This is a genomic window from Flavobacterium fontis (assembly GCF_900129405.1).
In the GTDB taxonomy this organism is placed as follows: domain Bacteria; phylum Bacteroidota; class Bacteroidia; order Flavobacteriales; family Flavobacteriaceae; genus Flavobacterium; species Flavobacterium fontis.
Window position 1 is genome coordinate 19929 of sequence record NZ_FQVQ01000012.1, and the last position, 22700, is coordinate 42628.

At 42.9% G+C, this 22700-nt stretch carries 24 protein-coding genes and 1 tRNA gene; 10 read left to right on the forward strand and 15 right to left on the reverse strand.

The genetic code is table 11. The annotated features are described in order from the left end of the window. Positions 1-11: 11 nt before the first annotated feature. Genes BUC17_RS10045 through tgt form a run of 3 tightly spaced genes read right to left on the reverse strand, consistent with a single transcriptional unit; the run spans position 12 to position 3089 of the window. The gene (locus BUC17_RS10045) at positions 12-890 is read right to left on the reverse strand and encodes a DMT family transporter (protein ID WP_073363929.1); all 879 of its coding nucleotides are present in this window, start codon (positions 888-890) and stop codon (positions 12-14) included. Beyond that, complete coding sequence (locus tag BUC17_RS10050) at positions 877-1959, reverse strand: LptF/LptG family permease (protein WP_073363932.1); 1083 nt, start codon at positions 1957-1959, stop codon at positions 877-879. Before BUC17_RS10050 ends, BUC17_RS10045 begins: the two co-directional genes overlap by 14 nt. Beyond that, positions 1959-3089: a tRNA guanosine(34) transglycosylase Tgt gene (tgt, locus tag BUC17_RS10055; protein WP_073363934.1), complete on the reverse strand. Its 1131-nt coding sequence runs from the start codon at positions 3087-3089 to the stop codon at positions 1959-1961. Before tgt ends, BUC17_RS10050 begins: the two co-directional genes overlap by 1 nt. Positions 3090-3559: 470 nt before the next feature. Between tgt and BUC17_RS10060 the strand changes: the two genes are divergently transcribed. Beyond that, positions 3560-4405 carry a transketolase gene (locus tag BUC17_RS10060; RefSeq protein WP_073363936.1) on the forward strand — a complete coding sequence of 282 codons (846 nt, stop codon included), beginning with the start codon at positions 3560-3562 and terminating at the stop codon, positions 4403-4405. A 13-nt stretch (positions 4406-4418) separates the two neighbouring features. Next, a complete protein-coding gene (locus BUC17_RS10065) occupies positions 4419-5372 on the forward strand; it encodes a transketolase family protein (RefSeq protein ID WP_073363938.1) in 954 nt (317 codons plus the stop codon). A gap of 128 nt (positions 5373-5500) precedes the next feature. Here BUC17_RS10065 and BUC17_RS10070 read toward each other — a convergent pair. The 6 genes from BUC17_RS10070 to idi all read right to left on the reverse strand — a co-directional run bounded on the left by BUC17_RS10070 (position 5501) and on the right by idi (position 8394). Next, positions 5501-5574: transfer RNA gene (locus tag BUC17_RS10070), tRNA-Thr, on the reverse strand. A 78-nt stretch (positions 5575-5652) separates the two neighbouring features. Beyond that, entirely contained in the window at positions 5653-5919 is a 267-nt protein-coding gene (locus tag BUC17_RS10075) for a hypothetical protein (RefSeq protein ID WP_073363939.1), read from the reverse strand. Between the two features lie 53 nt (positions 5920-5972). Continuing rightward, positions 5973-6935: a type I phosphomannose isomerase catalytic subunit gene (locus BUC17_RS10080; RefSeq protein WP_073363941.1), complete on the reverse strand. Its 963-nt coding sequence runs from the start codon at positions 6933-6935 to the stop codon at positions 5973-5975. A gap of 60 nt (positions 6936-6995) precedes the next feature. Beyond that, entirely contained in the window at positions 6996-7451 is a 456-nt protein-coding gene (locus BUC17_RS10085) for a peroxiredoxin (protein ID WP_073363943.1), read from the reverse strand. 2 nt (positions 7452-7453) lie between these two features. Then, positions 7454-7864, reverse strand: a complete 411-nt coding sequence (locus tag BUC17_RS10090; RefSeq protein WP_073363944.1) for a 6-pyruvoyl trahydropterin synthase family protein — start codon at positions 7862-7864, stop codon at positions 7454-7456. A 2-nt stretch (positions 7865-7866) separates the two neighbouring features. Next, on the reverse strand, positions 7867-8394 hold the full coding sequence (idi, locus tag BUC17_RS10095; protein WP_073363946.1) for an isopentenyl-diphosphate Delta-isomerase: 528 nt from the start codon (positions 8392-8394) through the stop codon (positions 7867-7869). Between the two features lie 160 nt (positions 8395-8554). Here idi and BUC17_RS10100 point away from each other — a divergent pair, with 160 nt between their 5' ends. After that, positions 8555-9661 (forward strand): bifunctional methionine sulfoxide reductase B/A protein, encoded by a 1107-nt coding sequence (locus BUC17_RS10100; RefSeq protein ID WP_083544883.1) that lies wholly within the window; start codon positions 8555-8557, stop codon positions 9659-9661. 41 nt (positions 9662-9702) lie between these two features. Here BUC17_RS10100 and BUC17_RS10105 read toward each other — a convergent pair whose 3' ends face one another. The 3 genes from BUC17_RS10105 to BUC17_RS10115 form a co-directional block, all read right to left on the reverse strand. After that, positions 9703-11262, reverse strand: a complete 1560-nt coding sequence (locus BUC17_RS10105; RefSeq protein WP_073363948.1) for an NAD(P)/FAD-dependent oxidoreductase — start codon at positions 11260-11262, stop codon at positions 9703-9705. Between the two features lie 12 nt (positions 11263-11274). Further along, positions 11275-12342, reverse strand: coding sequence for a DUF2891 domain-containing protein (locus BUC17_RS10110; protein WP_073363950.1), 1068 nt, complete (start codon positions 12340-12342; stop codon positions 11275-11277). Between the two features lie 69 nt (positions 12343-12411). Then, complete coding sequence (locus BUC17_RS10115) at positions 12412-13935, reverse strand: T9SS type A sorting domain-containing protein (RefSeq protein ID WP_073363952.1); 1524 nt, start codon at positions 13933-13935, stop codon at positions 12412-12414. Positions 13936-13996: 61 nt separating this feature from the next. On the opposite strand from BUC17_RS10115, the gene BUC17_RS10120 reads away from it, so the two are divergent. After that, on the forward strand, positions 13997-14233 hold the full coding sequence (locus tag BUC17_RS10120; protein ID WP_073363954.1) for a hypothetical protein: 237 nt from the start codon (positions 13997-13999) through the stop codon (positions 14231-14233). Between the two features lie 113 nt (positions 14234-14346). Here BUC17_RS10120 and recQ read toward each other — a convergent pair whose 3' ends face one another. Next, positions 14347-16542 carry a DNA helicase RecQ gene (gene recQ, locus BUC17_RS10125; RefSeq protein WP_073363956.1) on the reverse strand — a complete coding sequence of 732 codons (2196 nt, stop codon included), beginning with the start codon at positions 16540-16542 and terminating at the stop codon, positions 14347-14349. Between the two features lie 86 nt (positions 16543-16628). Between recQ and BUC17_RS10130 the strand changes: the two genes are divergently transcribed. The 5 genes from BUC17_RS10130 to BUC17_RS10150 all read left to right on the forward strand — a co-directional run bounded on the left by BUC17_RS10130 (position 16629) and on the right by BUC17_RS10150 (position 19945). After that, complete coding sequence (locus BUC17_RS10130) at positions 16629-17594, forward strand: KpsF/GutQ family sugar-phosphate isomerase (protein WP_073363958.1); 966 nt, start codon at positions 16629-16631, stop codon at positions 17592-17594. Further along, the gene (tatC, locus tag BUC17_RS10135) at positions 17594-18403 is read left to right on the forward strand and encodes a twin-arginine translocase subunit TatC (RefSeq protein WP_073363960.1); all 810 of its coding nucleotides are present in this window, start codon (positions 17594-17596) and stop codon (positions 18401-18403) included. The genes BUC17_RS10130 and tatC overlap by 1 nt, the downstream gene beginning before the upstream one ends. Beyond that, on the forward strand, positions 18400-18750 hold the full coding sequence (locus BUC17_RS10140; RefSeq protein ID WP_073363962.1) for a carboxymuconolactone decarboxylase family protein: 351 nt from the start codon (positions 18400-18402) through the stop codon (positions 18748-18750). The genes tatC and BUC17_RS10140 overlap by 4 nt, the downstream gene beginning before the upstream one ends. Positions 18751-18822: 72 nt before the next feature. Next, positions 18823-19563 carry an LPS export ABC transporter ATP-binding protein gene (gene lptB, locus BUC17_RS10145; RefSeq protein ID WP_073363964.1) on the forward strand — a complete coding sequence of 247 codons (741 nt, stop codon included), beginning with the start codon at positions 18823-18825 and terminating at the stop codon, positions 19561-19563. Between the two features lie 160 nt (positions 19564-19723). Continuing rightward, positions 19724-19945, forward strand: coding sequence for a DUF5808 domain-containing protein (locus tag BUC17_RS10150; protein ID WP_073363966.1), 222 nt, complete (start codon positions 19724-19726; stop codon positions 19943-19945). Here the strand turns inward: BUC17_RS10150 and BUC17_RS10155 are convergent. Continuing rightward, positions 19942-20772 carry a GH25 family lysozyme gene (locus tag BUC17_RS10155; protein ID WP_073363968.1) on the reverse strand — a complete coding sequence of 277 codons (831 nt, stop codon included), beginning with the start codon at positions 20770-20772 and terminating at the stop codon, positions 19942-19944. The two genes, BUC17_RS10150 and BUC17_RS10155, sit on opposite strands and share 4 nt — an antisense overlap. A gap of 1 nt (position 20773) precedes the next feature. Then, entirely contained in the window at positions 20774-21502 is a 729-nt protein-coding gene (locus BUC17_RS10160) for a CDP-alcohol phosphatidyltransferase family protein (RefSeq protein ID WP_143161778.1), read from the reverse strand. 129 nt (positions 21503-21631) lie between these two features. Between BUC17_RS10160 and BUC17_RS10165 the strand changes: the two genes are divergently transcribed. Next, the gene (locus BUC17_RS10165; RefSeq protein ID WP_234977707.1) at positions 21632-22699 is read left to right on the forward strand and encodes a putative type IX sorting system protein PorV2; all 1068 of its coding nucleotides are present in this window, start codon (positions 21632-21634) and stop codon (positions 22697-22699) included. Position 22700: the final 1 nt, after the last annotated feature.

A 22700-nucleotide genomic window follows, 5' to 3' on the forward strand; every position in this document is an offset into this window, starting at 1 on the left:
TAAACAATACACTAGGAAGTTGAGCGCGATTTCAGAATCCCATTGGCGATCACCGTAACTAAAATAATAATCGCACCCAGATAAAAGGTACCACTCATGGTTTCGGTGTCTTCAAAGAGAAGCATGGCTAAAATTATCCCATACACGGGTTCTAAATTGATGGTGAGCATTACTGTGTAAGCATCCAACACCCGAAGTAAGGCGGTGGAAGCAATCATGGCAAAAGCGGTACACACCGAACTAAGCAATAATAAATACCCCAAATCGCTCCAGGATAATTGAAAAAAAGGGGCGGTAAAACTGCCCGATAGTGCCAATAAAATCGAGAAAAACAACACTCCACCCAACAGTTCAAACAAAGTAATTACTACGGGCTCATGTTGGGCGACCCAACGGGAATTTAACACCGCAAATAAGGCCGATAAAAATGCCGAAAGCAAGGCCAAACCAATACCGGTAATAAAATGAGTTTCAACTTTAAAAATCAAGGTCAATCCAGCGATAACCAGTACCCCAAAGAAAAGCTCGTACCGCACTATTTTTTTGGCGGTGAAAAGAGGTTCCAACAACGAGGTAAAAAAAGCCCCTGTAGACAAACAGGCTAGGGTAACCGAAACATTTGACACTTTAATCGCTTTAAAAAACGTAAACCAATGTAAGGCAATCACAATTCCAGCGCCAAGAAAAATGGGAATCATGGATCGAGAATGCCGCCATGAAATTTTATGATACCCCACATAAGCGCCAATAAAAAAAACGGCAAACAACATACGAAACCATACCAAAGCTAAAGCGTCTAAGGTAATGAGCTTGCCGATAATGGCCGTAAATCCCCAAATGAATACTATGAGGTGAAGCAGCAGGAGACTTCGAAATTTATCGTTTGGCATTGCGCAGTAAGTAAAGAGCTAAAATACCAAAAATAAGATTGGGCAACCAAACCAAAAGCATGGGTGGTGCACTGGACTTTTCGGCCAAAACCCCAAAAACCTTGTCCATAAAGACAAAAGCAAAAGCAATGACAATTCCAATAACCAAATTAATACCCATACCGCCGCGTCGTTTCATGGAGGAAACTGCCACGGCAATCACGGTTAAAATAAAGGCTGAAACAGGAACGCTATATTTTTTATACAACACAACCAAATAGGTGTTCATATTGGCGGAGCCCCGTTTTTTTTCTTTTTCGATAAATTTTATCAAGTCAAAGTAATTTAAGGTCTCTGCAACATAAACCGTGGGGGTTAGCTCATCGACATCAAACTTCAGGATGGTGTCTTTTCGCGTTCCAATTTCGAGTACATCATTGAGCGCACCTACTTTTCGTTTTTTATATTCAAAAAGCGAATAGGTGCTGTCGTTCTCGTTGAATTTAATCCGATCGGCGGTAATTTTATAGACTAATGAATCGCCTTTAAACCGCTCCATAGAAAAGTTGAACCCTAATTTGCTATCGGGATTGTAGGAACTGACATAAATATATTCGTTATCGCTGATTTGTCGGTACACATCGGAATTGTCGCGCATTTCATTTTGGCCATTTCCAATCAAATACATGAATCGAAATGTTTTGAATCCTTCACTGGCTTTGGGCACCAAAAAGAATCCCATCAGCAAGGCAAAAACCGAAACCATAGCAGCACCAATGAGGTACGGACGTAAAAAGCGGGTAAAGGAAATTCCCGAACTCAATATGGCGATAACTTCGGTGTTATTGGCCAATTTGGAGGTAAACCAAATGATGGATAGAAACAGAAAAATAGGGAATAATAAATTGGCAAAATAAATGGTAAAGTCCACATAATATTGAGCAATCGCAGGAAAAGGAACGCGATTTTCAATCATTTTATTGACTTTTTCAGCTACGTCAATGGTTATCCCAATAGGAATAAATAGCAATAGCATGGTGGCAAACGTCACCAAGTACCGTTTTAAGATGTAGCGATCAATAATTTTCATTACAAACGTTGACTCATTTGTTGTACCATTTTATTTTTCCAATCCCGGAAATCGCCTGCGATGATGTGTTTTCGGGCTTCACGAACCAACCAAAGGTAGAACCCTAAATTGTGAATCGTAGCAATTTGTTTGCCCAAGTATTCATTGGCAGCAAACAAGTGACGTAGGTAAGCTTTGGAATATTCGGTATCGACAAAGGTAATTCCCATTTCGTCGATAGGAGAAAAATCGTCTTCCCACTTTTTATTTTTAATATTAATCACCCCATGGGCGGTAAACAACATCCCATTACGGGCATTGCGTGTGGGCATGACACAGTCAAACATATCAATTCCCAAAGCAATATTTTCCAAAATGTTAATGGGCGTACCTACCCCCATTAAATAGCGGGGTTTGTCTTTCGGAAGTACGGCGGTCACCACTTCGGTCATGGCATACATTTCCTCAGCAGGTTCTCCCACCGACAATCCCCCAATAGCATTCCCTTCTGCCCCTACATTGGCGATATATTCGGCCGACATTTGGCGTAGATCTTTGTACGTACTTCCTTGAACAATGGGAAATAACGTTTGTTCGTACCCGTATTTTGGCGGTAATGTTTTCAAATGCGCCACACAACGGTCCAACCAGCGGTGGGTCATGTGCATACTGCGTTTGGCATAGCGGTAATCACACGGATAGGGTGTACACTCGTCAAAAGCCATGATAATATCGGCGCCAATGGTGCGTTGAATTTCCATGACGTTTTCGGGGGAGAAAAAATGGTAGGAACCATCGATATGTGATTTAAATTTCACCCCTTCTTCCTTGATTTTTCGGTTGGCAGAAAGTGAATACACTTGGTATCCTCCACTATCGGTCAAAATATTTCGATCCCAATTCATGAACTTGTGCAAGCCGCCAGCTTTTTCTAAAATATCCAACTGTGGACGCAAGTACAAATGGTAGGTATTTCCTAAAATTATATCGGGATTAATATCGTCACGGAGTTCGCGTTGATGCACCCCTTTGACGGAAGCTACAGTCCCGACAGGCATAAAAATAGGGGTTTCAATGAACCCGTGGTCAGTCGTAATTTTACCCGCACGGGCTTGGGATTGGGGATCGGTATGCAGTAACTCAAATTTCATCGAAAGGGATTTCAGCCGACAAAGATACTTTTTTTTGGGAAAGGGCTAGTGGGATTAAGATTTCCTTAATGAGATAATGGGGTAATGAGACAATGTGCCGATGTGCCGATGAGACAATGTGGCAACCTGCCGTTAGGTAGGTAGGTGGGGCAATGATGAAATATACTTACCGTGTAAAACAAAATTTGACACAAAGCACCCAAGGTTGTTTTTAGTAGGATTGCGTGAGGGATGGCAGTGGAAAGCCCACAGCGCGGAGGTACGACAAGCGCGGACTTGAAACGGACAGCCCGACCCCGCTTAACTAAAGTGAATTGAAAGCGAGGAAGGATGGCGGGGACACGCCCTAAATGAATTGTGAATGTTAAATTAGAAATTATGAATTAAAAGGAATGGAGTATGTACGTTTTTAAGATTTGTATAAGCCGCAGAATCGGTGTACTTTTGTGCCACATTTTAATACCACAACAATGTCTAACATGCAACAACTACACGATTTAACAACACAAGTACGTCGCGACATCCTTCGTATGGTACATGCTGTAAATTCGGGTCACCCGGGAGGTTCTTTGGGTTGTGCTGAGTTTTTAGTATGCCTTTTTCAAGAGGTGATGGAACGCAAAGAAGGCTTTGATATGAACGGGATTGGAGAAGATATTTTCTTCCTTTCCAACGGTCATATTTCCCCTGTTTTTTACAGTGTACTCGCACGAAGCGGGTATTTTCCAGTGGAGGAATTGGCCACCTTCCGAAAATTAAACTCTCGTTTACAAGGACACCCTACCACCCACGAAGGACTTCCGGGCGTGCGAATGGCTTCGGGATCTTTGGGTCAGGGACTTTCGGTTGCCCTTGGCGCCGCGGAAGCTAAGAAATTAAATAAAGACAACAAATTAGTCTATATTTTAACTGGTGACGGTGAGTTACAAGAAGGTCAAAATTGGGAAGCCATTATGTATGCTTCGGCCAAAAAAGTAGACAACCTCATTGCAACAGTAGATTACAATGGGCAACAAATTGACGGCTCAACCGAGGATGTCATGTCATTGGGGAATTTACGTGCTAAATTTGAAGCCTTTGATTGGGACGTTTTGGAAATCAAAGAGGGAAACAACATCGAAGCAATTCTAGCGGGTATGAAAGAAGCAAAAGCCAGAACAGGAAAAGGCAAACCGGTAGCCGTTTTGTTGTATACCGAAATGGGGAATGGCGTCGATTTTATGATGCATACCCACGCTTGGCACGGTAAAGCGCCCAATGATGCGCAATTGGAAAGCGGTTTGGCACAAAATCCAGCAACGTTAGGAGACTATTAATTGGCAACACATCATGAAAAAATACGAAAATACAGGAAGTAAAGATACCCGCTCCGGATTTGGCGCAGGGATGACCGAATTGGGTCAGAAAAACGAAAATGTGGTCGCTTTATGTGCCGATTTAATTGGCTCGTTAAAGTTTGACGATTTCAAAAAAAACCACCCCGAACGCTTTTTCCAGGTAGGAATTGCTGAAGCCAATATGATTGGTATTGCCGCAGGGTTAACCATTGGTGGGAAAATTCCGTTTACGGGAACCTTTGCCAATTTCTCAACTGGTCGCGTCTATGACCAAATTCGTCAATCGGTAGCCTATTCCGATAAAAATGTCAAAATTTGTGCCTCACATGCCGGATTGACCTTAGGAGAAGATGGCGCCACGCACCAAATTCTAGAAGATATTGGTTTGATGAAAATGCTCCCTGGCATGACCGTAATCAATACCTGTGACTATAACCAAACAAAAGCGGCGACTTTGGCTTTGGCCGATCATCATGGTCCGGCTTATTTACGTTTTGGTCGTCCGGTAGTGCCTAACTTTACCCCGGCAGACGAACCTTTTATCATTGGAAAAGCGATTGTATTGAATGAAGGAACCGATGTAACCATTATTGCTACGGGTCATTTGGTTTGGGAAGCGTTGGTTGCCGCAGAGGCTCTGGAAGCACGCGGAGTGTCGGCAGAAGTCATCAATATTCACACGATTAAACCGTTGGACGAAGAGGCGATTTTGAAATCGGTTGCCAAAACGGGTTGCGTTGTAACTGCTGAGGAACATAATTTCTTAGGCGGCTTGGGCGAGAGTGTGGCGCGAACCTTGGTTTTACACCACCCTGCTCCGCAAGAATTTGTGGCTGTAAAAGATTCGTTTGGTGAAAGCGGCACACCCGAACAGTTGATGGAAAAATACGGCTTGAACAGCGCTTCAATTGTAGCGGCTTGTGAAAAAGTCATGGCTCGAAAATAATTCGATGACCTAAATACAAAAAAGGCTCCCTATGCGGAGCCTTTTTATATTTGGGTTGGTAGAGAAACACAATTGTGTTTCTCTACCAACCCGATAAAAAAAAGGAACACATTTGTGTTCCTTTGAAGAGCCGATGGAGGGACTCGAACCCACGACCTGCTGATTACAAATCAGCTGCTCTAGCCAGCTGAGCTACACCGGCGGTGTATTGTGATGCAAATATAAATTTGAATTTGAATTCTCCAAAATATTTCCGTCACTTTTTGGAAAAAAATCAGTCTTACAAAGCGTTAATTTTATCAACCAACTGATTCGCAGTCGCTTCCAATTCAGTATTGATTTGCTTGAAATGCGCTTTTCTATTTTCAACGTTTTTGGCATTTACTTTCGTCATCAAATCATCAAAAGCTACTAAAGCCTCTGTAATGATGGCTTGGGTCGGTTCGGTAGGTTTCCCTGCGGTGGTCATTTCCAACAAATAAACGGCTTCGATAATATCGCCCAATACGTAGTTAATGTCTTTTTTTAAGTTTCTTACACTGGCCATAATGCTTGGTATTTTAAATTTGGGCAAAGGTAAGGATTATCTTCGGAATGCGGTTAGGAAATTGTGATTTCTAACAATTCGGCATTCCCCTTCAACTGGACCGCCTCTAAAGCTGCGGGCAATAAAATTGTTGTCCCTTTTGTTAATTCCATCTTTTTATCACCATACAAAAGCGTGCAATCGCCCTCCATCACCATAAGAACGGTAAAAGAATCGTTTGTACAATGAACACTTGCTGTATCGGTCAACGGAATAAAAGAAGTCGTAAAGTAGGGACAATCGACCATCACGTTGGATACATTCGTGTTTTGGGCATACGTTTTTTTACTTTCCGTACGCTGGTAATTTATCGCCTCCAATGCCAATTCTGTATGTAATTCTCGGAGATTCCCTTGGTCATCCCTTCGATCAAAATCATAAATACGGTAGGTGATATCAGAGGTTTGCTGAATTTCGGCAATCAATGTCCCTGCTCCAATGGCATGCACCGTCCCTGTTTCTAGAAAAAAAACATCCCCTTTTTGTACCGAATGTTTGGCCAACAAATCTACTACTTGGTGTTGTGCCAAGGCGGTTTTATAGGCTTCAGCATTGGAATCCTCTTTGAATCCTACGATCAATTGAGCACCAGGATCGGCTTGCATCACATACCACATTTCCGTTTTACCAAAGGAATTGTGACGTTCTTTCGCCAAAGCATCATTGGGGTGCACCTGAATGGATAAATCCTCACGGGCATCCAAAAACTTAAACAATAATGGAAATTGATCGCCAAATTGTGCCACCACTTTCTTCCCCAAAACCGCTTTTGGATTGAGGGCAACAACCGCATTTAAATCGGTTCCTTCGAGTGCTCCGTTGGCAACTACACTCACATCGCCGGGAACCGTTGAAAGTTCCCAACTCTCCCCTGAAATGTTAGAAACAATAGGTTTGTGTAAAACGTCGCGCAATTTTGTTCCGCCCCAAATTCGCTCTTTAATGATAGGGTTGAAAACCAAGGGATACCAATCCATAGTACTTAAATATAAAAAGCAAAAATAGGCTGTTTGTTGTATTGAATAAAAAAAATGAGGTTAAACCTTACTTTTCAAAAAAGCTAAGGCACGCTCCATGTGGCCACTTCCGCTTAAGGAATCAAAAATGAAGTGAATCTTTTGATCGGGACCTATAACATAAGTCGCGCGACCGTCAACCAAACCCAATAAATCCTTAGGAACACCAAACAAGGTTCGAATTTTCTTTTGGGTATCGGCCAAGAGGGTAAATGGGAGTTTATATTTGCTTTGAAATCGAAGGTGAGAAGCCACCCCATCAGCGCTAACTCCTATCACTACTGCACCTAAATCGGTGAAATCTTGATATCGATCGCGAAAGGCACACGCTTGTGTGGTACAACCCGGCGTATCATCTTTTGGATAAAAAAAGAGCACCACCCATTGCTTCCCGAAAACCGTGGCGCTATCGAATTGTTCTCCCTGACTATCGGTTGCTGTAAAATTAGGAACCAATGAACCCTTTCGTAATGCCATGATTAATTCCCTTTGTAGGTCACAAAATTTCGAGGCGTTTCATACAACACCACTTCTAAATCTTTATCTAATCCGATATGAGGACGCAGTTTGTGCCAAATCACAACGGCTATATTCTCAGCGGTTGGATTCAAATCGTGAAATTCTGGCACATCCAAATTGAGGTTTTTGTGATCAAATGCATCTTCCACAAGGGTTTTTACCAAGTCGGAAATAATTTTCACATCGATCACATACCCTGTTTCAGGGTCAATTTCTCCGGTAACAGAAACAATAAGTTCGTAGTTGTGGCCGTGAAAATTGGGATTATTACATTTACCAAACACCGCTTGGTTTTGCTCCATCGTCCAATCTTTGCGATACAAACGATGTGCAGCGTTGAAATGGGCTTTTCGGGATACTGTAACGCGCATGATTATAATTTATGGTCTTCGAGGTAATGATAAAATTCGTCAAATATGATTTTAAACCATACGGTGTAAATCTCAGGATGGTTTTTCATGTCTTCGCGAATGGCCTCGATATCCATCCATTTCCAACCTTCTACTTCTTCTGGATTAATGGCCGGCTCACCGTTGTAATACCCAATCATCACGTGATCCAGTTCGTGTTCGGTCAACCCATTATCAAAAGGCGCTTTATAGATAAAATGGAACAGCTCCTTTAATTCGGTTACAAATCCCATTTCTTCTTCCAAACGTCTTTTGCCCGCCTGAATATTGGTTTCACCTGCGCGTTGGTGACTGCAACAGGTATTGGTCCACAGCAATGGAGAATGGTATTTGTGATGTGCGCGTTGTTGCAACATCACTTCATTTTTATCATTTAATACAAAAACAGAAAAGGCCCGATGCAACATGGCTTTTTCGTGGGCTTCCAACTTGTTCATCAAACCAATCGGCTCATCGTTGGCATTGACTAAAATGACTTGTTCTTCTTTCATAGCGGGATGTCTAGGGTCAAAAGTACAACAATTCTTGTGTAATTTTGTCGAAGCTTTACAAACAACCGTTAAACTTTCCTTAAAGCAACGCCCTTTGTAAACTAAATTACGATTTGGAACGTATTTGCTTGATACCTTTGTATCGTAAAGCATTGAAAACATGAAAAAAATATATTGTTTATTACTTAGTTTAAGCTTATTTACCACAACCGCCTGTGGTCAAAATCAACCGCAACACTCCCAAAAAACAAAAAAAACAACCATGGAAAATACTATTCAAAAACCCGAAAATCCGTATTACTCAAACACCGACACAAGCAAACTCGTTTTGTCGGATGCCGAATGGAAAAAAGTGCTCCCCCCCGACCTTTATGAAGTAGCACGCCATGCCGATACCGAACGTGCCTTTACGGGTTCGATGTGGAAAAGTGAAACCAAAGGCACCTACTATTGTGCCGCTTGTGGAAATAAACTGTTCCGTTCCCAGCAAAAATTTGTCAGCAGTTGCGGTTGGCCCAGTTTCTTTGAACAAGACAATCCCAAAAGCATTTGGTTTCGACCTGATAATTCCTACGGTATGCAACGGGTTGAAGCCTTGTGTAGTCGTTGTGACAGCCATTTGGGACACTTGTTTGACGACGGACCCGAACCCACGGGAAAACGCTATTGCATGAATGCCGTTTCGCTTGATTTTGTACCCGATTCGGCAGAAAAAGCTGCGCAATTGAAAACGGTAGTCTTGGGAGGGGGCTGTTTTTGGTGTGTGGAAGCCGTATACCAAAACTTGAATGGCGTAGAAAAAGTGGTTTCTGGCTATGCGGGAGGCACCGTGGAGAATCCGAGTTACGAAGAAGTTTGTACCGGTAGAACGGGAGCCGCAGAGGTAGTAGAAATCACGTACAATCCCAACGTAACCAGTTTGGATGAAATTTATCAAGTGTTCTTTACCGTACACGACCCCACTACGTTGAACCGACAAGGAGCCGATGTGGGTACCCAATACCGTTCGGTGATTTTTTATAAAAATGAGGATGAAAAAAAAGAGGCACAAGCGTTGATTGACGCGTTGAACTTCCGAAACGTGTATCCGTCCAAAATTGTAACCACCCTAGAACCGCTCAAAAAATTCTGGGCAGCTGAAGAATACCACCAAAATTACTACGCCAACAATGCCAACAAACCCTATTGTCAAATGGTTGTTCGCCCCAAAGTGGAAAAGTTTGAAAAGGTGTTTAAAGACCGGTTGAAAAATAAAAAAACGCAATAATCAATTTCCCCCAAAAAGTTAGCTGCTCTTTGGGGTATTTTTTAGGGAATCGATTCCGCAATTTTGAGCGCACATTTCTCCCCATCAATTGCCGCCGAAATAATTCCCCCTGCATAGCCAGCACCTTCACCACAGGGATACAACCCTTTGATTTGTAGATGTTCTAAGGTAATCGGATCACGGGGAATCCGCACCGGTGAGGAAGTTCGACTCTCGGGGGCATGTAAAATGGCGTCATTGGTAAAATAGCCTTTCATCGACTTTCCAAATTGCACAAATCCTTCACGCATAATTTGGGTTAAAAAAGTAGGAAATACCTCCCCCAACTCTACCGAAGTCGTACCAGGAACATAAGACGTCTTTGGAATTTCGGCCGACACTTTCTTTTGGGAGAAATCCACCATGCGTTGGGCAGGGACTTTTTGGGTTTGACCCGCCAAAAGGAATGCACGCTGCTCGATATCTTTTTGAAATTCCATCCCAGCCAAAGGGCCAAACTTGGCAAAGGGTTTGAAATCCTCAAGCCGCAATTCAACCACTATACCCGAATTGGCCGTTGCTTGATCACGTTTGGAGGGCGACCAACCGTTGGTTACCACTTCCCCGGGACTCGTGGCACACGGCGCTATCACACCACCTGGACACATACAAAACGAATACATCCCGCGCCCGTTAACTTGCTTGACAATCGCATACGGCGCTGGTGGTAAAAACTCCCCGCGAAAGTCACAAGAGTATTGAATTTGATCGATTAACGATTGCGGATGTTCTGCGCGAACGCCCAAAGCAAAAGGCTTGGCTTCAATAAGAATTTTTTTTCGATGGAGTAATTCAAAAATATCGCGAGCAGAATGGCCTGTTGCCAAAATGAGTTTTTTCGCCTGCAAACGTTGTCCATTATGGAGTTCAACCCCTTGTACTTCGCCATGGGTCACCAAAATATCGGTCACGCGAGACTCAAACAACACTTCGCCCCCAAAATGAATAATGGCTTCGCGAATATCTTGGATAATTTGGGGTAATTTATTGGTCCCAATATGCGGATGCGCTTCGACCAAAATTTCGGGGGAAGCGCCAAACCCTACCAATAATCGCAGGATACGATCGACATCGCCTCGCTTTTTTGAACGCGTATACAATTTCCCATCCGAATAGGTTCCTGCCCCGCCTTCGCCAAAACAATAATTGGAATCTTCATCCACCACATGATCGCGATTGATGGCTTTCAAGTCCCGTCGGCGACCGCGCACATCTTTGCCCCGTTCAATAACAATAGGCTTCAGTCCCAATTCAATCAATTGCAAGGCAGCAAATAATCCCGCTGGACCCGCACCCACAATAATTATAGGGGTTTTATGAGCCACATTGGGGTAGTCGGGCAAGCGAACCTCCTCTTCGGTGATGGCTTCGCCTTGGAAATAAACGTTTGCCTTAATATTGATTTTTATGGCGCGTTGACGGGCGTCGATACTCCGTTTTCGAACGATAACATGTTGAATATCTTTTACACCAACGTGCATAAGACGGGCAACATGTTGCTGAAGCAATTCAGGTTGTGCGGCGACTTCGGGGGTGACTTGAAATTGAAGTTCTCGTGGCATGAGGCAAAAGTACTACTTTTCTAACGTTCCTTGGGCTTCAAATGCATACAATGCAAAAGACGCCAACCAATGTTCGCCTTCGTAGTTTCCATCTACAATCGCGGGCAATGAAAAGGTAAGGTGTTGTTGCGCAATGGCCTTCAAATGTCCAAGCACTTTGGGAAAAGCTTGACTCAATCGGTATAAATTCCAAGCCCGACTAAAATTTAAACCATCTAAATGCACGAGATGACCGTCGGTGCGATCGCTTACCTTGCCCGGTTCCCAGGTATAATTTTTACGAAATAAATCGGGCGCAAATGCCTTTAACCATTTCAAAAAAGCATTGGGTTCCATAATCCGTTGCATTAATCCGATTTCCTCCATACAAGGCGACAAGAAATCGGTTCCACTTGGCTCCCAGGCAAAGGGACAATTTTGATCGTTTAAAAAAAGACGAAGTGCATTATGGTGCAAACTTTGTTGTAAGGCGACATTTTTGGAATAAACGGCATAATCCCAGGCCAAAGCCATACCAAAAGCCGTGTTGGTGTGCGTTCCCACCCGAAGGGCATAATTTAGTTTGGGTAAAAATTCAATGTAGCGCTCGCACAACAATTGAGAAAGTGGCTTGAGGTTTTCCCCCAAAGCATTCAAGGCGGGATCATTACTGCGTTCTAACTCCATCTGCAACTTCAACACCCACGCCCATCCGTAGGTTCGTTCAAACGATTTCTCATGCTTTTTGGATAGATAAGCTATTTCTACTTCAATGTTGGCTTTACTGAGATTGGTTTGTAATTTTTCGAGAATCAATGCCTTACTTTCTAATTGAGGAAAATAATTTAGTAGGTAAACCAAGCTCCAGTGCCCATGCACAGCCGAATGCCAGTCAAAACAACCGTAAAAGGCAGGATGTAACGTTTTGGGAGAACCCAATTCGCTCCCATCGAGAAGCAATTGATTTAACTTATTGGGATACTCTTGTTGCAAACATTTTAAGGGCAAACGCGCTAAACCGTTGGCGCGATCAAGAGTAAGCTCTTGGGCTTTTCCAAAAAGAGTAAAAAGAAATATTAGACTAGTTATGCGAAAGTTCATGGGTATTTTTTTGAAATATAAAAAAAGTCGGTAATACAACCGACTTTTTGAAAATAAATTATTGCAAGGTTATTGCTTCACAAACTTGGTAGTAGCGACTCCTTTTTCTGTTGTCCATTGAATTAAATATAACCCAGATGCCAGTTCGCTCACTGGAATGGAGGAAACTGTGGACGCTTGAGGGATAGTTTTTACCAATGTTCCTTGTACATTATAAATCGCTATAGATTGAAGAAGTATATTTTGATCATTCTGAATGTACAATATGTCTTGAGCCGGATTAGGATAAACCCCAATGATTCCTGCTGTGAGTTCGGTGGTCCCTAAAGCCACATTGCTTTCCATATAGTCGGGAGTTCCATTGCCATTCGTATCATCGTCAGCGGGATTTCCGTTGCCATTGTAATCTTCTAAATAGGTCAAAACACCATCTCCATCATCGTCGTTATCCAAATAATTGGGAACTCCATCGGCATCGGTATCTAATAACGCATTTTGGGCCGCATTGGCATTCATTCGTGGGAAAACGTATTCTAGATTAGTAAGAATCATGTCGCCGTCATCATCATTATCAGCGTAATTTGGAATTCCATCGCCATCGGTATCATCATTAGCCAAATTTGTGTCGCCATTCAAATCCTCCAATGCAGTAGGCACCGTATCCACATCTACGTCAAGGGCACAATCAATAGCCTGCAACGTTACCGCTTTGATTTGCCCGTTAAAGGCTGCATAAATCACTTGATTGGATGAAAGCGAGTTGTATACAGTACCACCAATGGGATTAGCCTGAACCGTAGCATCGGTTAATGTTTCATACAAAACAACCGACGAGGGATTAGTAGGAGCTAAATCATTGCGTAAGGTTGCCAAAAGATATTCCCCAACTCCATCGTTGTTGGGATCACACACTACATAACTGTAATTGGCATAATAACCGGGTCGAGCAAATCGCCATGCCTCTTGCGCAGCAGCCCAAAATCCAGTATTTCGTCCTGGTGGGGTAATCCCATTGGCCCCAGTAGCATCAATAAGTCCCGTTACAGTGCGACCAGCATTGGAGTTCGGACAGGCTTGTTTGTCGATGAGAATGACATCGATAAGGTTGGAGGTTTCGTGTAAAACAATTTGGAATGTGCTTCGACGAGTTGAACATGCAAATAAGGCATTTTGATAATAATACACCACAAATTTTCGATAAGGAGCCGTACCATAGGTTCCATAGCCTATAAAACCTCCTGTTGTGTTATACAAATCTTGATATGCCCCTAGGATAGAGTTTTTCACCGGAAAATTAGCTGCCGGTACGTTTTGCGTAAAAGCAAAGGGCGATCCAAGGTTGGCACTTGAGCTTCGAAAATCAACATACCCATTGGTACTGATAACCAATTGATTGTAAGTTGCCCCGTAGTAATCAAACGAAAAAGGAAGTGGAATCAATCCCGAACACATGTCATCATTGGTATTGATATTGGTCATAGACGCTTGAAATGGGACATACGGAATTGCATTAACGGTATAATTCCCTTGAGCCTGACTTTGATTTATGCAAAGGAGCATAAATAATAGAATTAAAATGTACTTTTGTTTCATAGGTTTTGTTTGTTTTTTCAAATATATAAAAAAACCATAGTTACTGAAAATTAAATACTTAATGAATCGCAACATCAAACTCATTTGGGATTTTAGGGGACCTGCCGCGGCAAAAACAGCAGAACATCATGAAATTCATTTAAAAGAATATATCCAAATAGAAAAGCTACCTCTTGAAATAACCGGCTATGAAATTATTCATGAAATGCATGCCATCGCCTACATGGTGGTACCAGAATCGCAAATGATTGCCGTACGGGATGCGTTAAAACCGCACCGGGGAGAGGTGTATGAATGAAATTATGAATTATGAATTATGAGTTATGAATTATGAATTATGAGTTATGGAATAAAAAAAACCGCCACTCAATGGGTTGAATAGCGGTTCCAAACTTTAAGCGTAATTTATGCCTAATTGGCTACTTCACTGATAAATTTAATACGCATCAACCGTAGTTCTTCAATATCATAGTCGCCATCAAACTCGCGTAGAGCATCTTCAATACGGTCGGTTTCAGACTCCATAAAATACTCATGAATCTCCTCTTGTTGGTCTTCATCGAGTATTTCATCAATCCAATACCCAATATTCAACTTGGTTCCTGAATAGACAATTTGCTCCATCTCTTTCAGCAACGTATCCATATTCATACCTTTGGCGGAAGCAATATCTTCGAGGGATAATTTTCGGTCGATATTTTGAATGATATAAAGCTTGTTTGAAGAATTAGCTCCAGTAGATTTCACCACCAAATCATCGGGGCGAATAATCTCGTTGTCTTCAACATAGCGGGCAATCAGCGCGACAAAATCTTTTCCATACTTTTTTGCTTTCCCTTCCCCTACACCATGTATATTGGTTAGTTCATCAATGGTGATGGGATACTTGAGTGCCATATCTTCCAAAGACGGGTCTTGAAACACCACAAAGGGAGGTACTCCCAATTGCTTGGCTACTTTTTTACGCAACTCTTTTAGCATGGCCATTAAGGCTTCATCGGCAGTACCGGTCGCTTTGGAAGCAGCTACAATTGTTTCATCTTCACTTTCACTGTACTCATGGTCTTCCGACATCAAGAACGAGTGTGGCGTAGCGATAAACGCATGTCCCTTCTCGGATACTTTCAAAATTCCATACGTTTCGATATCCTTATGCAATAAACCGTCGACCAATACTTGACGAATCAGTGCCATCCAATAGCGCTCGTCAAATGCTTTTCCACACCCAAAAAAAGGTTGGGTATCGGTGCGATGCGCCTTAATAATGGCATTGACCCGACCGATAAGGGTAAAGACAATTTCTTTGGATTTATACAGATGTTTGGTGTCGCGAACAACTTCCAACAGCATCTTGACTTGTGCTTGGGCTTCAGTTTTCGACTTGGGATTGCGCACATTATCATCCATATCGGCACCCTCTCCCGTTTCGGTATCAAATTCTTCCCCAAAATAGTGGAGTAAAAACTTACGCCGCGACATCGATGTCTCTGCATAAGCGACCACTTCTTGCAACAATGCAAATCCTATCTCCTGTTCGGCCACGGGTTTTCCGGCCATAAACTTTTCGAGTTTTTCTACATCCTTGTACGAATAGTAGGCAATACAATGCCCTTCACCACCATCACGACCGGCACGACCGGTTTCTTGGTAATAACTTTCTAAGGATTTTGGGATATCATGATGAATAACAAAACGCACATCGGGTTTGTCAATCCCCATTCCAAAGGCAATCGTTGCCACCACCACTTCCACATCTTCCATCAAAAACATATCCTGGTGTTTGGCACGGGTTTTTGCATCGAGTCCCGCGTGATACGGCACTGCGCTAATTCCATTTACTTGCAATACTTGCGCAATTTCTTCTACTTTTTTGCGACTCAAACAATAGACAATACCCGATTTCCCTTTGTTTTGTTTAATAAAACGAATGATGTCGGCCTCTACATTTTTAGTTTTGGTGCGTACTTCATAAAACAAATTGGGTCGATTGAACGACGCTTTGTAAACCGTAGCGTCGGTCATGTCTAAGTTTTTGAGTATATCTTCTTGCACTTTGGGCGTGGCCGTTGCCGTCAAACCAATCACTGGAATATTCCCTAATTGTTTGATAATCGCTCGTAAATTACGGTATTCAGGACGGAAATCATGGCCCCACTCCGAAATACAATGCGCTTCATCAATAGCAACAAAAGAAATCGGCACAGATTGTAAAAACTCAACATATTCCTCTTTGGTGAGGGATTCGGGAGCCACATACAACAACTTGGTTACCCCTGTGGCAATATCCTTTTTCACCTGATTCACTTCCGTTTTATTTAAGGAAGAATTAAGCACATGCGCCACTCCCTCGGTCGCCGACAAACTGCGAATCGCATCGACTTGATTTTTCATCAAAGCAATTAAGGGAGAGACCACAATAGCAGTACCTTCTTGAATCAAGGCGGGCAATTGGTAACATAGCGACTTTCCGCCCCCCGTTGGCATAATCACAAAAGTGTTCTGCTTATCAATCACACTTCGAATCACACGCTCTTGCAACCCTTTGAATTGGGAAAATCCAAAATACTTCTTTAACGCTGCGTGGATGTCAATTTCGTTGGAATTCATTCTTTAGTTACAGGTATTTTTATCTAAATTTGCAACCATAAATATACAATAAACTTCTGTACGTACAAATTTTATAACATTTCATTTTGATAACGAAAGAAGCCTTAGTCGAGTGTGCACGACGCACCTTATTGTCAGAGAGTGTTTCGATTGCCAAACTCGCTGAATTTCTGGATGATTCCTTTGTCGCGGTGGTGGAACTTTTGTTTCAAACCCAAGGACGTTTGGTCATCACAGGCATTGGAAAAAGTGCTATTATTGCCCAAAAAATTGTCGCTACCCTCAACTCCACGGGAACCCCTGCCCTTTTTCTCCATGCTTCTGAAGCGATTCATGGCGACCTAGGCATGGTGCAACCGGGCGACCCCGTGTTGTGCATTTCCAAAAGTGGAAACAGTCCCGAAATCAAAGTATTGGTCCCTTTACTAAAACGGCAAGGCAATGTACTCATTGGTATGACGGGCAACTCAGAATCCTATTTGGGTAAAGCGTCTGATTATGTATTGAATACTTGGGTAGAACGCGAATCTGACCCCAATAATTTGGCTCCTACCAACAGCACCACGGCTCAATTGGCTATGGGAGATGCGCTTGCGGTTTGTTTGATTGAAATGCGTCAATTTACAGCAGAAGATTTTGCCTTATACCATCCAGGAGGCGCTTTGGGAAAAAAACTTTTATTGAAAGTAAACGACCTTCTCGATACAGCTCACCGTCCGATGGTGGCCCCAGATTCAGACATTAAACAAGTGATTGTGTCGATTTCGGAAGGCCGCTTGGGAGTCACCGCTGTGCTGGAGGCCGAACAGGTCATCGGAATTATTACCGATGGGGATATTCGGCGCATGTTGAATAAAACAGAAACCATTACGGGCTGGAAAGCACGTGATATCATGACCGTCAATCCTAAGACAATTGCGCCCGACACACTAGTGGTGGATGCGTTGAATCGTATGGAACAATATGCGATCACGCAGCTGGTTGTGGTGGAAGGCACACAATATTTGGGTGTAATTCATTTGCATGATATTTTAAAAGAAGGCGTCGTCTAATGGCAAAAAAAGCACATAAAGAAATGTCCTTCATGGAGCATTTGGAGGAGTTGCGATGGGTATTGGTTCGTTGCTCGTTGGCCACAGTCATTATGGCGTTTGCCACATACATGGTCAATGATTTTTTATTCAACACTGTCATTTTCGGACCTACGAAAGCCGAATTTGTCACCTACCGTTTTTTTTGTGATGCCTCTAAATATTTAGGCATTGCTGAAAATATTTGCATTACTGATTTGGACTTTAAAATCCAAAACACCTCGATGGAGGGACAAATCAATACCTTTATTTGGATATGTATTACCGCCGGGTTCATCTTGGCCTTTCCGTATATCATTTACCAATTTTGGAATTTCATCAGTCCCGCATTGTACGAAAAGGAGCGAAAAAGCGCCAAAGCCTTTATCATTGTATCTTCGCTTTTGTTCTTTTTAGGAGTGTTGTTTGGGTATTTTGTGATTATCCCGATGACCATCAACTTTGTATCCACATTTCAAATAAGTACTGCAGTGGTGAACGAATTCAATTTGGAATCCTACATCAGTATGATTAAGAGTTCGGTTTTGGTCAGTGGCTTGTTTTTTGAATTGCCGGTGATCATTTACTTTTTGACCAAATTAGGACTAATTACGGTTGCTTTTTTGCGTAAATACCGTCGGTATGCCATCGTTATTGTATTAATTATTGCTGCTATCGTTACCCCCCCCGATGTGGTGAGTCAGGTGACCGTATCGATCCCGATGCTCTTGGTATTTGAAGCCAGTGTAATTATTGCCGCTGTAGTAGAAAAAAGAAGATTAAAAGCATGAGTAATCTCGTAGAAGAATTCAACAGTTACCGTTCAAAAATGAACGAAAAATTGATGGCCGACAATAATTTGGTCATCAAACGCATCTTTAATTTAGACACCAACGCTTACGCCGAAGGAGCTTTGGATGTGAAAACCAAAGAACTCTTGGGATTGGTCGCTTCTGCGGTATTGCGGTGCGACGATTGCATCAAATACCACTTGGAGACCGCTTACAAGCAAGGTGTTTCAAGAGCCGAAATGATGGAAGCCATGGGAATTGCCACTTTGGTTGGCGGTACCATTGTGATTCCGCATTTGCGTCGTGCTTACGAATTTTGGGAAGCTTTGGAAACGCAAGAGCCCTAATCATTTAACACTTTATTGGGCGATGAACACGATGAAAAAGTAGTACCTTGTCCCCTAAACGTTTGCTAACTTATGAAATTACGCGCTGAACAGCTGATTAAAACCTATAAAAAACGAACGGTCGTAAAAGGCATTTCGGTGGAGGTAAACCAAGGCGAAATTGTAGGACTATTGGGTCCGAATGGTGCTGGAAAAACAACCTCCTTCTACATGATTGTCGGGTTGGTCAAACCCAATTCGGGAACGATTTACCTCGACGATTTGAACATTACAGAGTTTCCGATGTACAAACGCGCGCAACACGGCATTGGCTATTTGGCGCAAGAAGCATCGGTGTTTCGGAAGTTGAGTGTGGAAGACAACATCATGAGTGTTTTGCAATTGACCTCACTTTCGAAAGCGGAACAAGAGGCAAAAATGGAGAGCTTATTGGATGAATTCAGCTTGCAACATATTCGCACCAACCGTGGAGACTTACTTTCGGGAGGAGAACGGCGTCGTACGGAAATCGCCCGCGCCTTAGCCACAGACCCGAAGTTCATTCTTTTGGACGAACCTTTTGCGGGAGTTGACCCGGTTGCTGTTGAAGATATTCAGCGTATTGTAGCGCAATTACGCAATAAAAATATCGGTATCTTAATTACCGACCACAACGTACAAGAAACCTTAGCCATCACAGACAAAACCTACTTAATGTTTGAAGGAGGCATTTTGAAAGCCGGTGTTCCTGAAGAATTGGCCGCCGATGAAATGGTACGAAAAGTATACTTGGGTCAAAATTTTGAGTTGCGTAAAAAGAAACTCGAATTCTAACCTCCCGCTGTTGCGGTCCCCTAAGTGCGTGAAGGATTGCAGCAAGTACCCACCGGACGTTAGGGAGGTGCGTACTGCGGAAAGCCTGACCCCGAAGCAACGGCACACTACTTTGCATTGACGTATATCCTCTGAGGGGGCACGCCCAAAAATAAATTGTATGGATTCTATACCGAAAGAAACGCATCAATCGTGGATGGATGATCCCAAAAATTGGCGCTGGGGTGGATTGATTTATCACAATGTGGAAGACCCGCGGTATTTCCTTCCCAAACCGATAGCCTGGATGGGATGGATGGTAAATTTTGCACATCCGAAAGCCGTGCTTGCGTTGGTGCTTTTACTCATCGTGTTGTTGCTCCCCGTTTGGTTTTTGGGTTAGGGGTGCACGAGGTAATCGAGCATTTTGGGGGTGCCGTTGTACAAATTTACATCGACTTTTTCGGGAATTCCTTCGACCCGACCTTTTTCGGAAAACTGCCAAAACAACCAATCGGGCTGCAGGGTCTCGGCAAAGAAATTATAATTGGCTACCCAAAACGTATAGGCTGCAAATTCTTCTTTTAAAAAATCTTCATAATACCGCTGACCCGAATAAATAATTGGTTTTCGATGGTAGTGTTTTTCAACGGCATCTAGCCATTTTTGCAACCCAATTTTCAGCCGCTCTATGGACTGATTTTCGGGCAATTGTTCAATATCGAGCACCGGCGGAAGATCGCCTGGTTGTAGGGCAACGGTCGCGATAAATTTTCGAGCTTGCTCCAATGAGTTTTCATCGGGTCGGTAGTAATGATAAGCCCCACGAAGGTATTTTTTAGCTCCTTTCCAGTTGGTTTCAAACTGCGCATCTTTTCGGTCACGACCACAGGTTGCACGCACAAATACGAACCGAATCGGGCGTCCTTCTAGCGAATCGACCACATCCCAATCAATGTTCCCTTGGTATTCAGAAACATCAAGACCCACACAATAATCGGGGTATTTTTGAAGAATTTGAAAAATACGGGCTTCGGCAACTTTATCTTCTTTAAGGCTGTGTTTGGACTTGAAGCTGAAGTAATACAAAAGCGCCTCGCGATAGTGGAGTACTACCCCTGCGGTAAATAGAAGAATAAATCCCCAAGTAAGGACTTTCACCCATGAAAAACGAGGGGCGGCAGTAGATTTGCGACGAGCGGGTGATTTTTTGCGCGGTGTGGCAGCCATGCTATTTTTTCATTCCTAACGCTGTTCGGGTAAAAAACGTATGCAACACCGATACGATAACATACGAAAGGATGATCAAAGGCACTGCGACGATTTTTAATACAAGGAGTAAAAATATGGAGTAGGCTACAAAACCCAATTGCAATTTGTAGGCGCTGAAACTGAATTTTTTAATTTTTAAGGAAAAAAGCGGAAGGGGGGCATTCATAACCCAAGTACTGAGTAAGGTGATGGCAACCAATACCCATGGCTGTTGCAACACAACGGTCCATGATGCATCGGGAGGGAAATGGGCCACTATGGGCAAACTCGTGATAAACAAGGTATTGGCCGGTGTGGGTAAGCCGATAAACGAATCGGATTGACGGGTGTCAATATTAAAATTGGCCAAGCGATAACAAGCACCCAACGTGATCAAGAATCCGATATAGGGAAAATATCCATGAATAGGCATCGGAAACGCATGGCCACTTAACATACACACCATAACATACCCCGGGACAACACCACTGGTTACCATATCGGCTAACGAATCCAGTTGCACCCCCAAGGGTCCGGCTACGCCCAACTTACGTGCAAAAAATCCATCAAAAAAGTCAAAAAAGATACCGAGACACACCCAAGAAAAGGCAGCTTCAAAATTGAATTCAGCCGCGTGAACTAGCGCAATGCATCCGCAAAGCAAGTTGAGAAGGGTGAGAAAATTGGGAAGGTGTTTTAGCAACGCCATGCACTTGAATTTAAATCACAAAGGTAGCACAATAAGTGTATGTACAAACACGTTTAAAGACGTAGTTTTCGACAGTTTACTTGTTGGAAACCGCTTAGAAAATTGCTACTTTTGAAAAAAAAATTGCGCTTGAATAAAATTGCTCCATGGGTATTGTTTTGGATTGCAGGGGTTTCCTTTGGCCAATCGGTACGGAAATATTCCAATGAATTTTTGAACATTGGAGTTGATGCCGCGGCCTTTGGTATGGCCAATGCGGTCGTAGCGCAAACGCAGGATGTAAACTCAGTGTACTGGAATCCCGCAGGTTTGGTCCATTTGGAAGACGGACAAGCAGCTGCGATGCACGCGAGTTATTTTGCCAATATTGCGCAATATGATTATGCAGCCTTTGCCCAACCCATTGACACGGAAAGCGCCTGGGGAATCTCGGTCATTCGCTTTGGAGTAGACGATATTTTAAACACTACGCAATTAATTGACAGTCAAGGCAACATTGACTACAACCGCATCAGTAAATTCTCAACCGCCGATTACGCCTTTACTCTTTCCTATGCCCGTAAATTAAAAATTCCTGGTTTCCAATACGGAATTAATGCAAAAGTTATCCGTCGTACGATTGGTGATTTTGCCAATTCTTGGGGATTTGGTTTTGATTTGGGATTGCAATGGGACCGTGACGATTGGAATTTTGGCCTTATGGTTCGGGATATTACGACCACTTACAATGTGTGGGCGATCAATGAAGAGGCGTTCAAAAGCATTCAAGGTGCGGTTGCGGGACAAAATCAGGAGCTCCCTGAAAGCACTGAAATTACAGCTCCAAAAGCACAGTTTGGGGTCTCGCGCGAATTTGATTTGCACAACGAAACCTTTCTGCGCGTGTCGGGTAACCTAAACATGCAGTTTACCAAAACGAATGATATTTTGGCGACCGATGTGGTCAGTATCGACCCTGCTTTGGGGGCAGAATACAACTATACCGACTTGATTTTTGTTCGAGCAGGATTGGGGAATTTCCAAAATGTAACCCAAATTGATGGGAGTCGTCGCCTTGGTTTCCAGCCCAATATTGGTATTGGATTTAAGTACAAAGGGATTCAAATTGATTATGCGCTCACCGATTTGGGCGACCAAAGTGCCGCGTTGTACTCCAATATATTTTCTGTGAAAGTTGATTTTAGCATTTTCCGATAAC

What these genes read in the sequence shown, in the direction of transcription:
- BUC17_RS10045 (WP_073363929.1), bottom strand. Translation starts at nt 890, where the DNA reads ATGCCAAACGATAAATTTCGAAGTCTCCTGCTGCTTCACCTCATAGTA.
- BUC17_RS10050 (WP_073363932.1), bottom strand. Translation starts at nt 1,959, where the DNA reads ATGAAAATTATTGATCGCTACATCTTAAAACGGTACTTGGTGACGTTT.
- tgt (WP_073363934.1), bottom strand. Translation starts at nt 3,089, where the DNA reads ATGAAATTTGAGTTACTGCATACCGATCCCCAATCCCAAGCCCGTGCG.
- BUC17_RS10060 (WP_073363936.1), top strand. Translation starts at nt 3,560, where the DNA reads ATGTCTAACATGCAACAACTACACGATTTAACAACACAAGTACGTCGC.
- BUC17_RS10065 (WP_073363938.1), top strand. Translation starts at nt 4,419, where the DNA reads ATGAAAAAATACGAAAATACAGGAAGTAAAGATACCCGCTCCGGATTT.
- BUC17_RS10075 (WP_073363939.1), bottom strand. Translation starts at nt 5,919, where the DNA reads ATGGCCAGTGTAAGAAACTTAAAAAAAGACATTAACTACGTATTGGGC.
- BUC17_RS10080 (WP_073363941.1), bottom strand. Translation starts at nt 6,935, where the DNA reads ATGGATTGGTATCCCTTGGTTTTCAACCCTATCATTAAAGAGCGAATT.
- BUC17_RS10085 (WP_073363943.1), bottom strand. Translation starts at nt 7,451, where the DNA reads ATGGCATTACGAAAGGGTTCATTGGTTCCTAATTTTACAGCAACCGAT.
- BUC17_RS10090 (WP_073363944.1), bottom strand. Translation starts at nt 7,864, where the DNA reads ATGCGCGTTACAGTATCCCGAAAAGCCCATTTCAACGCTGCACATCGT.
- idi (WP_073363946.1), bottom strand. Translation starts at nt 8,394, where the DNA reads ATGAAAGAAGAACAAGTCATTTTAGTCAATGCCAACGATGAGCCGATT.
- BUC17_RS10100 (WP_083544883.1), top strand. Translation starts at nt 8,555, where the DNA reads ATGAAAAAAATATATTGTTTATTACTTAGTTTAAGCTTATTTACCACA.
- BUC17_RS10105 (WP_073363948.1), bottom strand. Translation starts at nt 11,262, where the DNA reads ATGCCACGAGAACTTCAATTTCAAGTCACCCCCGAAGTCGCCGCACAA.
- BUC17_RS10110 (WP_073363950.1), bottom strand. Translation starts at nt 12,342, where the DNA reads ATGAACTTTCGCATAACTAGTCTAATATTTCTTTTTACTCTTTTTGGA.
- BUC17_RS10115 (WP_073363952.1), bottom strand. Translation starts at nt 13,935, where the DNA reads ATGAAACAAAAGTACATTTTAATTCTATTATTTATGCTCCTTTGCATA.
- BUC17_RS10120 (WP_073363954.1), top strand. Translation starts at nt 13,997, where the DNA reads ATGAATCGCAACATCAAACTCATTTGGGATTTTAGGGGACCTGCCGCG.
- recQ (WP_073363956.1), bottom strand. Translation starts at nt 16,542, where the DNA reads ATGAATTCCAACGAAATTGACATCCACGCAGCGTTAAAGAAGTATTTT.
- tatC (WP_073363960.1), top strand. Translation starts at nt 17,594, where the DNA reads ATGGCAAAAAAAGCACATAAAGAAATGTCCTTCATGGAGCATTTGGAG.
- BUC17_RS10140 (WP_073363962.1), top strand. Translation starts at nt 18,400, where the DNA reads ATGAGTAATCTCGTAGAAGAATTCAACAGTTACCGTTCAAAAATGAAC.
- lptB (WP_073363964.1), top strand. Translation starts at nt 18,823, where the DNA reads ATGAAATTACGCGCTGAACAGCTGATTAAAACCTATAAAAAACGAACG.
- BUC17_RS10150 (WP_073363966.1), top strand. Translation starts at nt 19,724, where the DNA reads ATGGATTCTATACCGAAAGAAACGCATCAATCGTGGATGGATGATCCC.
- BUC17_RS10155 (WP_073363968.1), bottom strand. Translation starts at nt 20,772, where the DNA reads ATGGCTGCCACACCGCGCAAAAAATCACCCGCTCGTCGCAAATCTACT.
- BUC17_RS10160 (WP_143161778.1), bottom strand. Translation starts at nt 21,502, where the DNA reads ATGGCGTTGCTAAAACACCTTCCCAATTTTCTCACCCTTCTCAACTTG.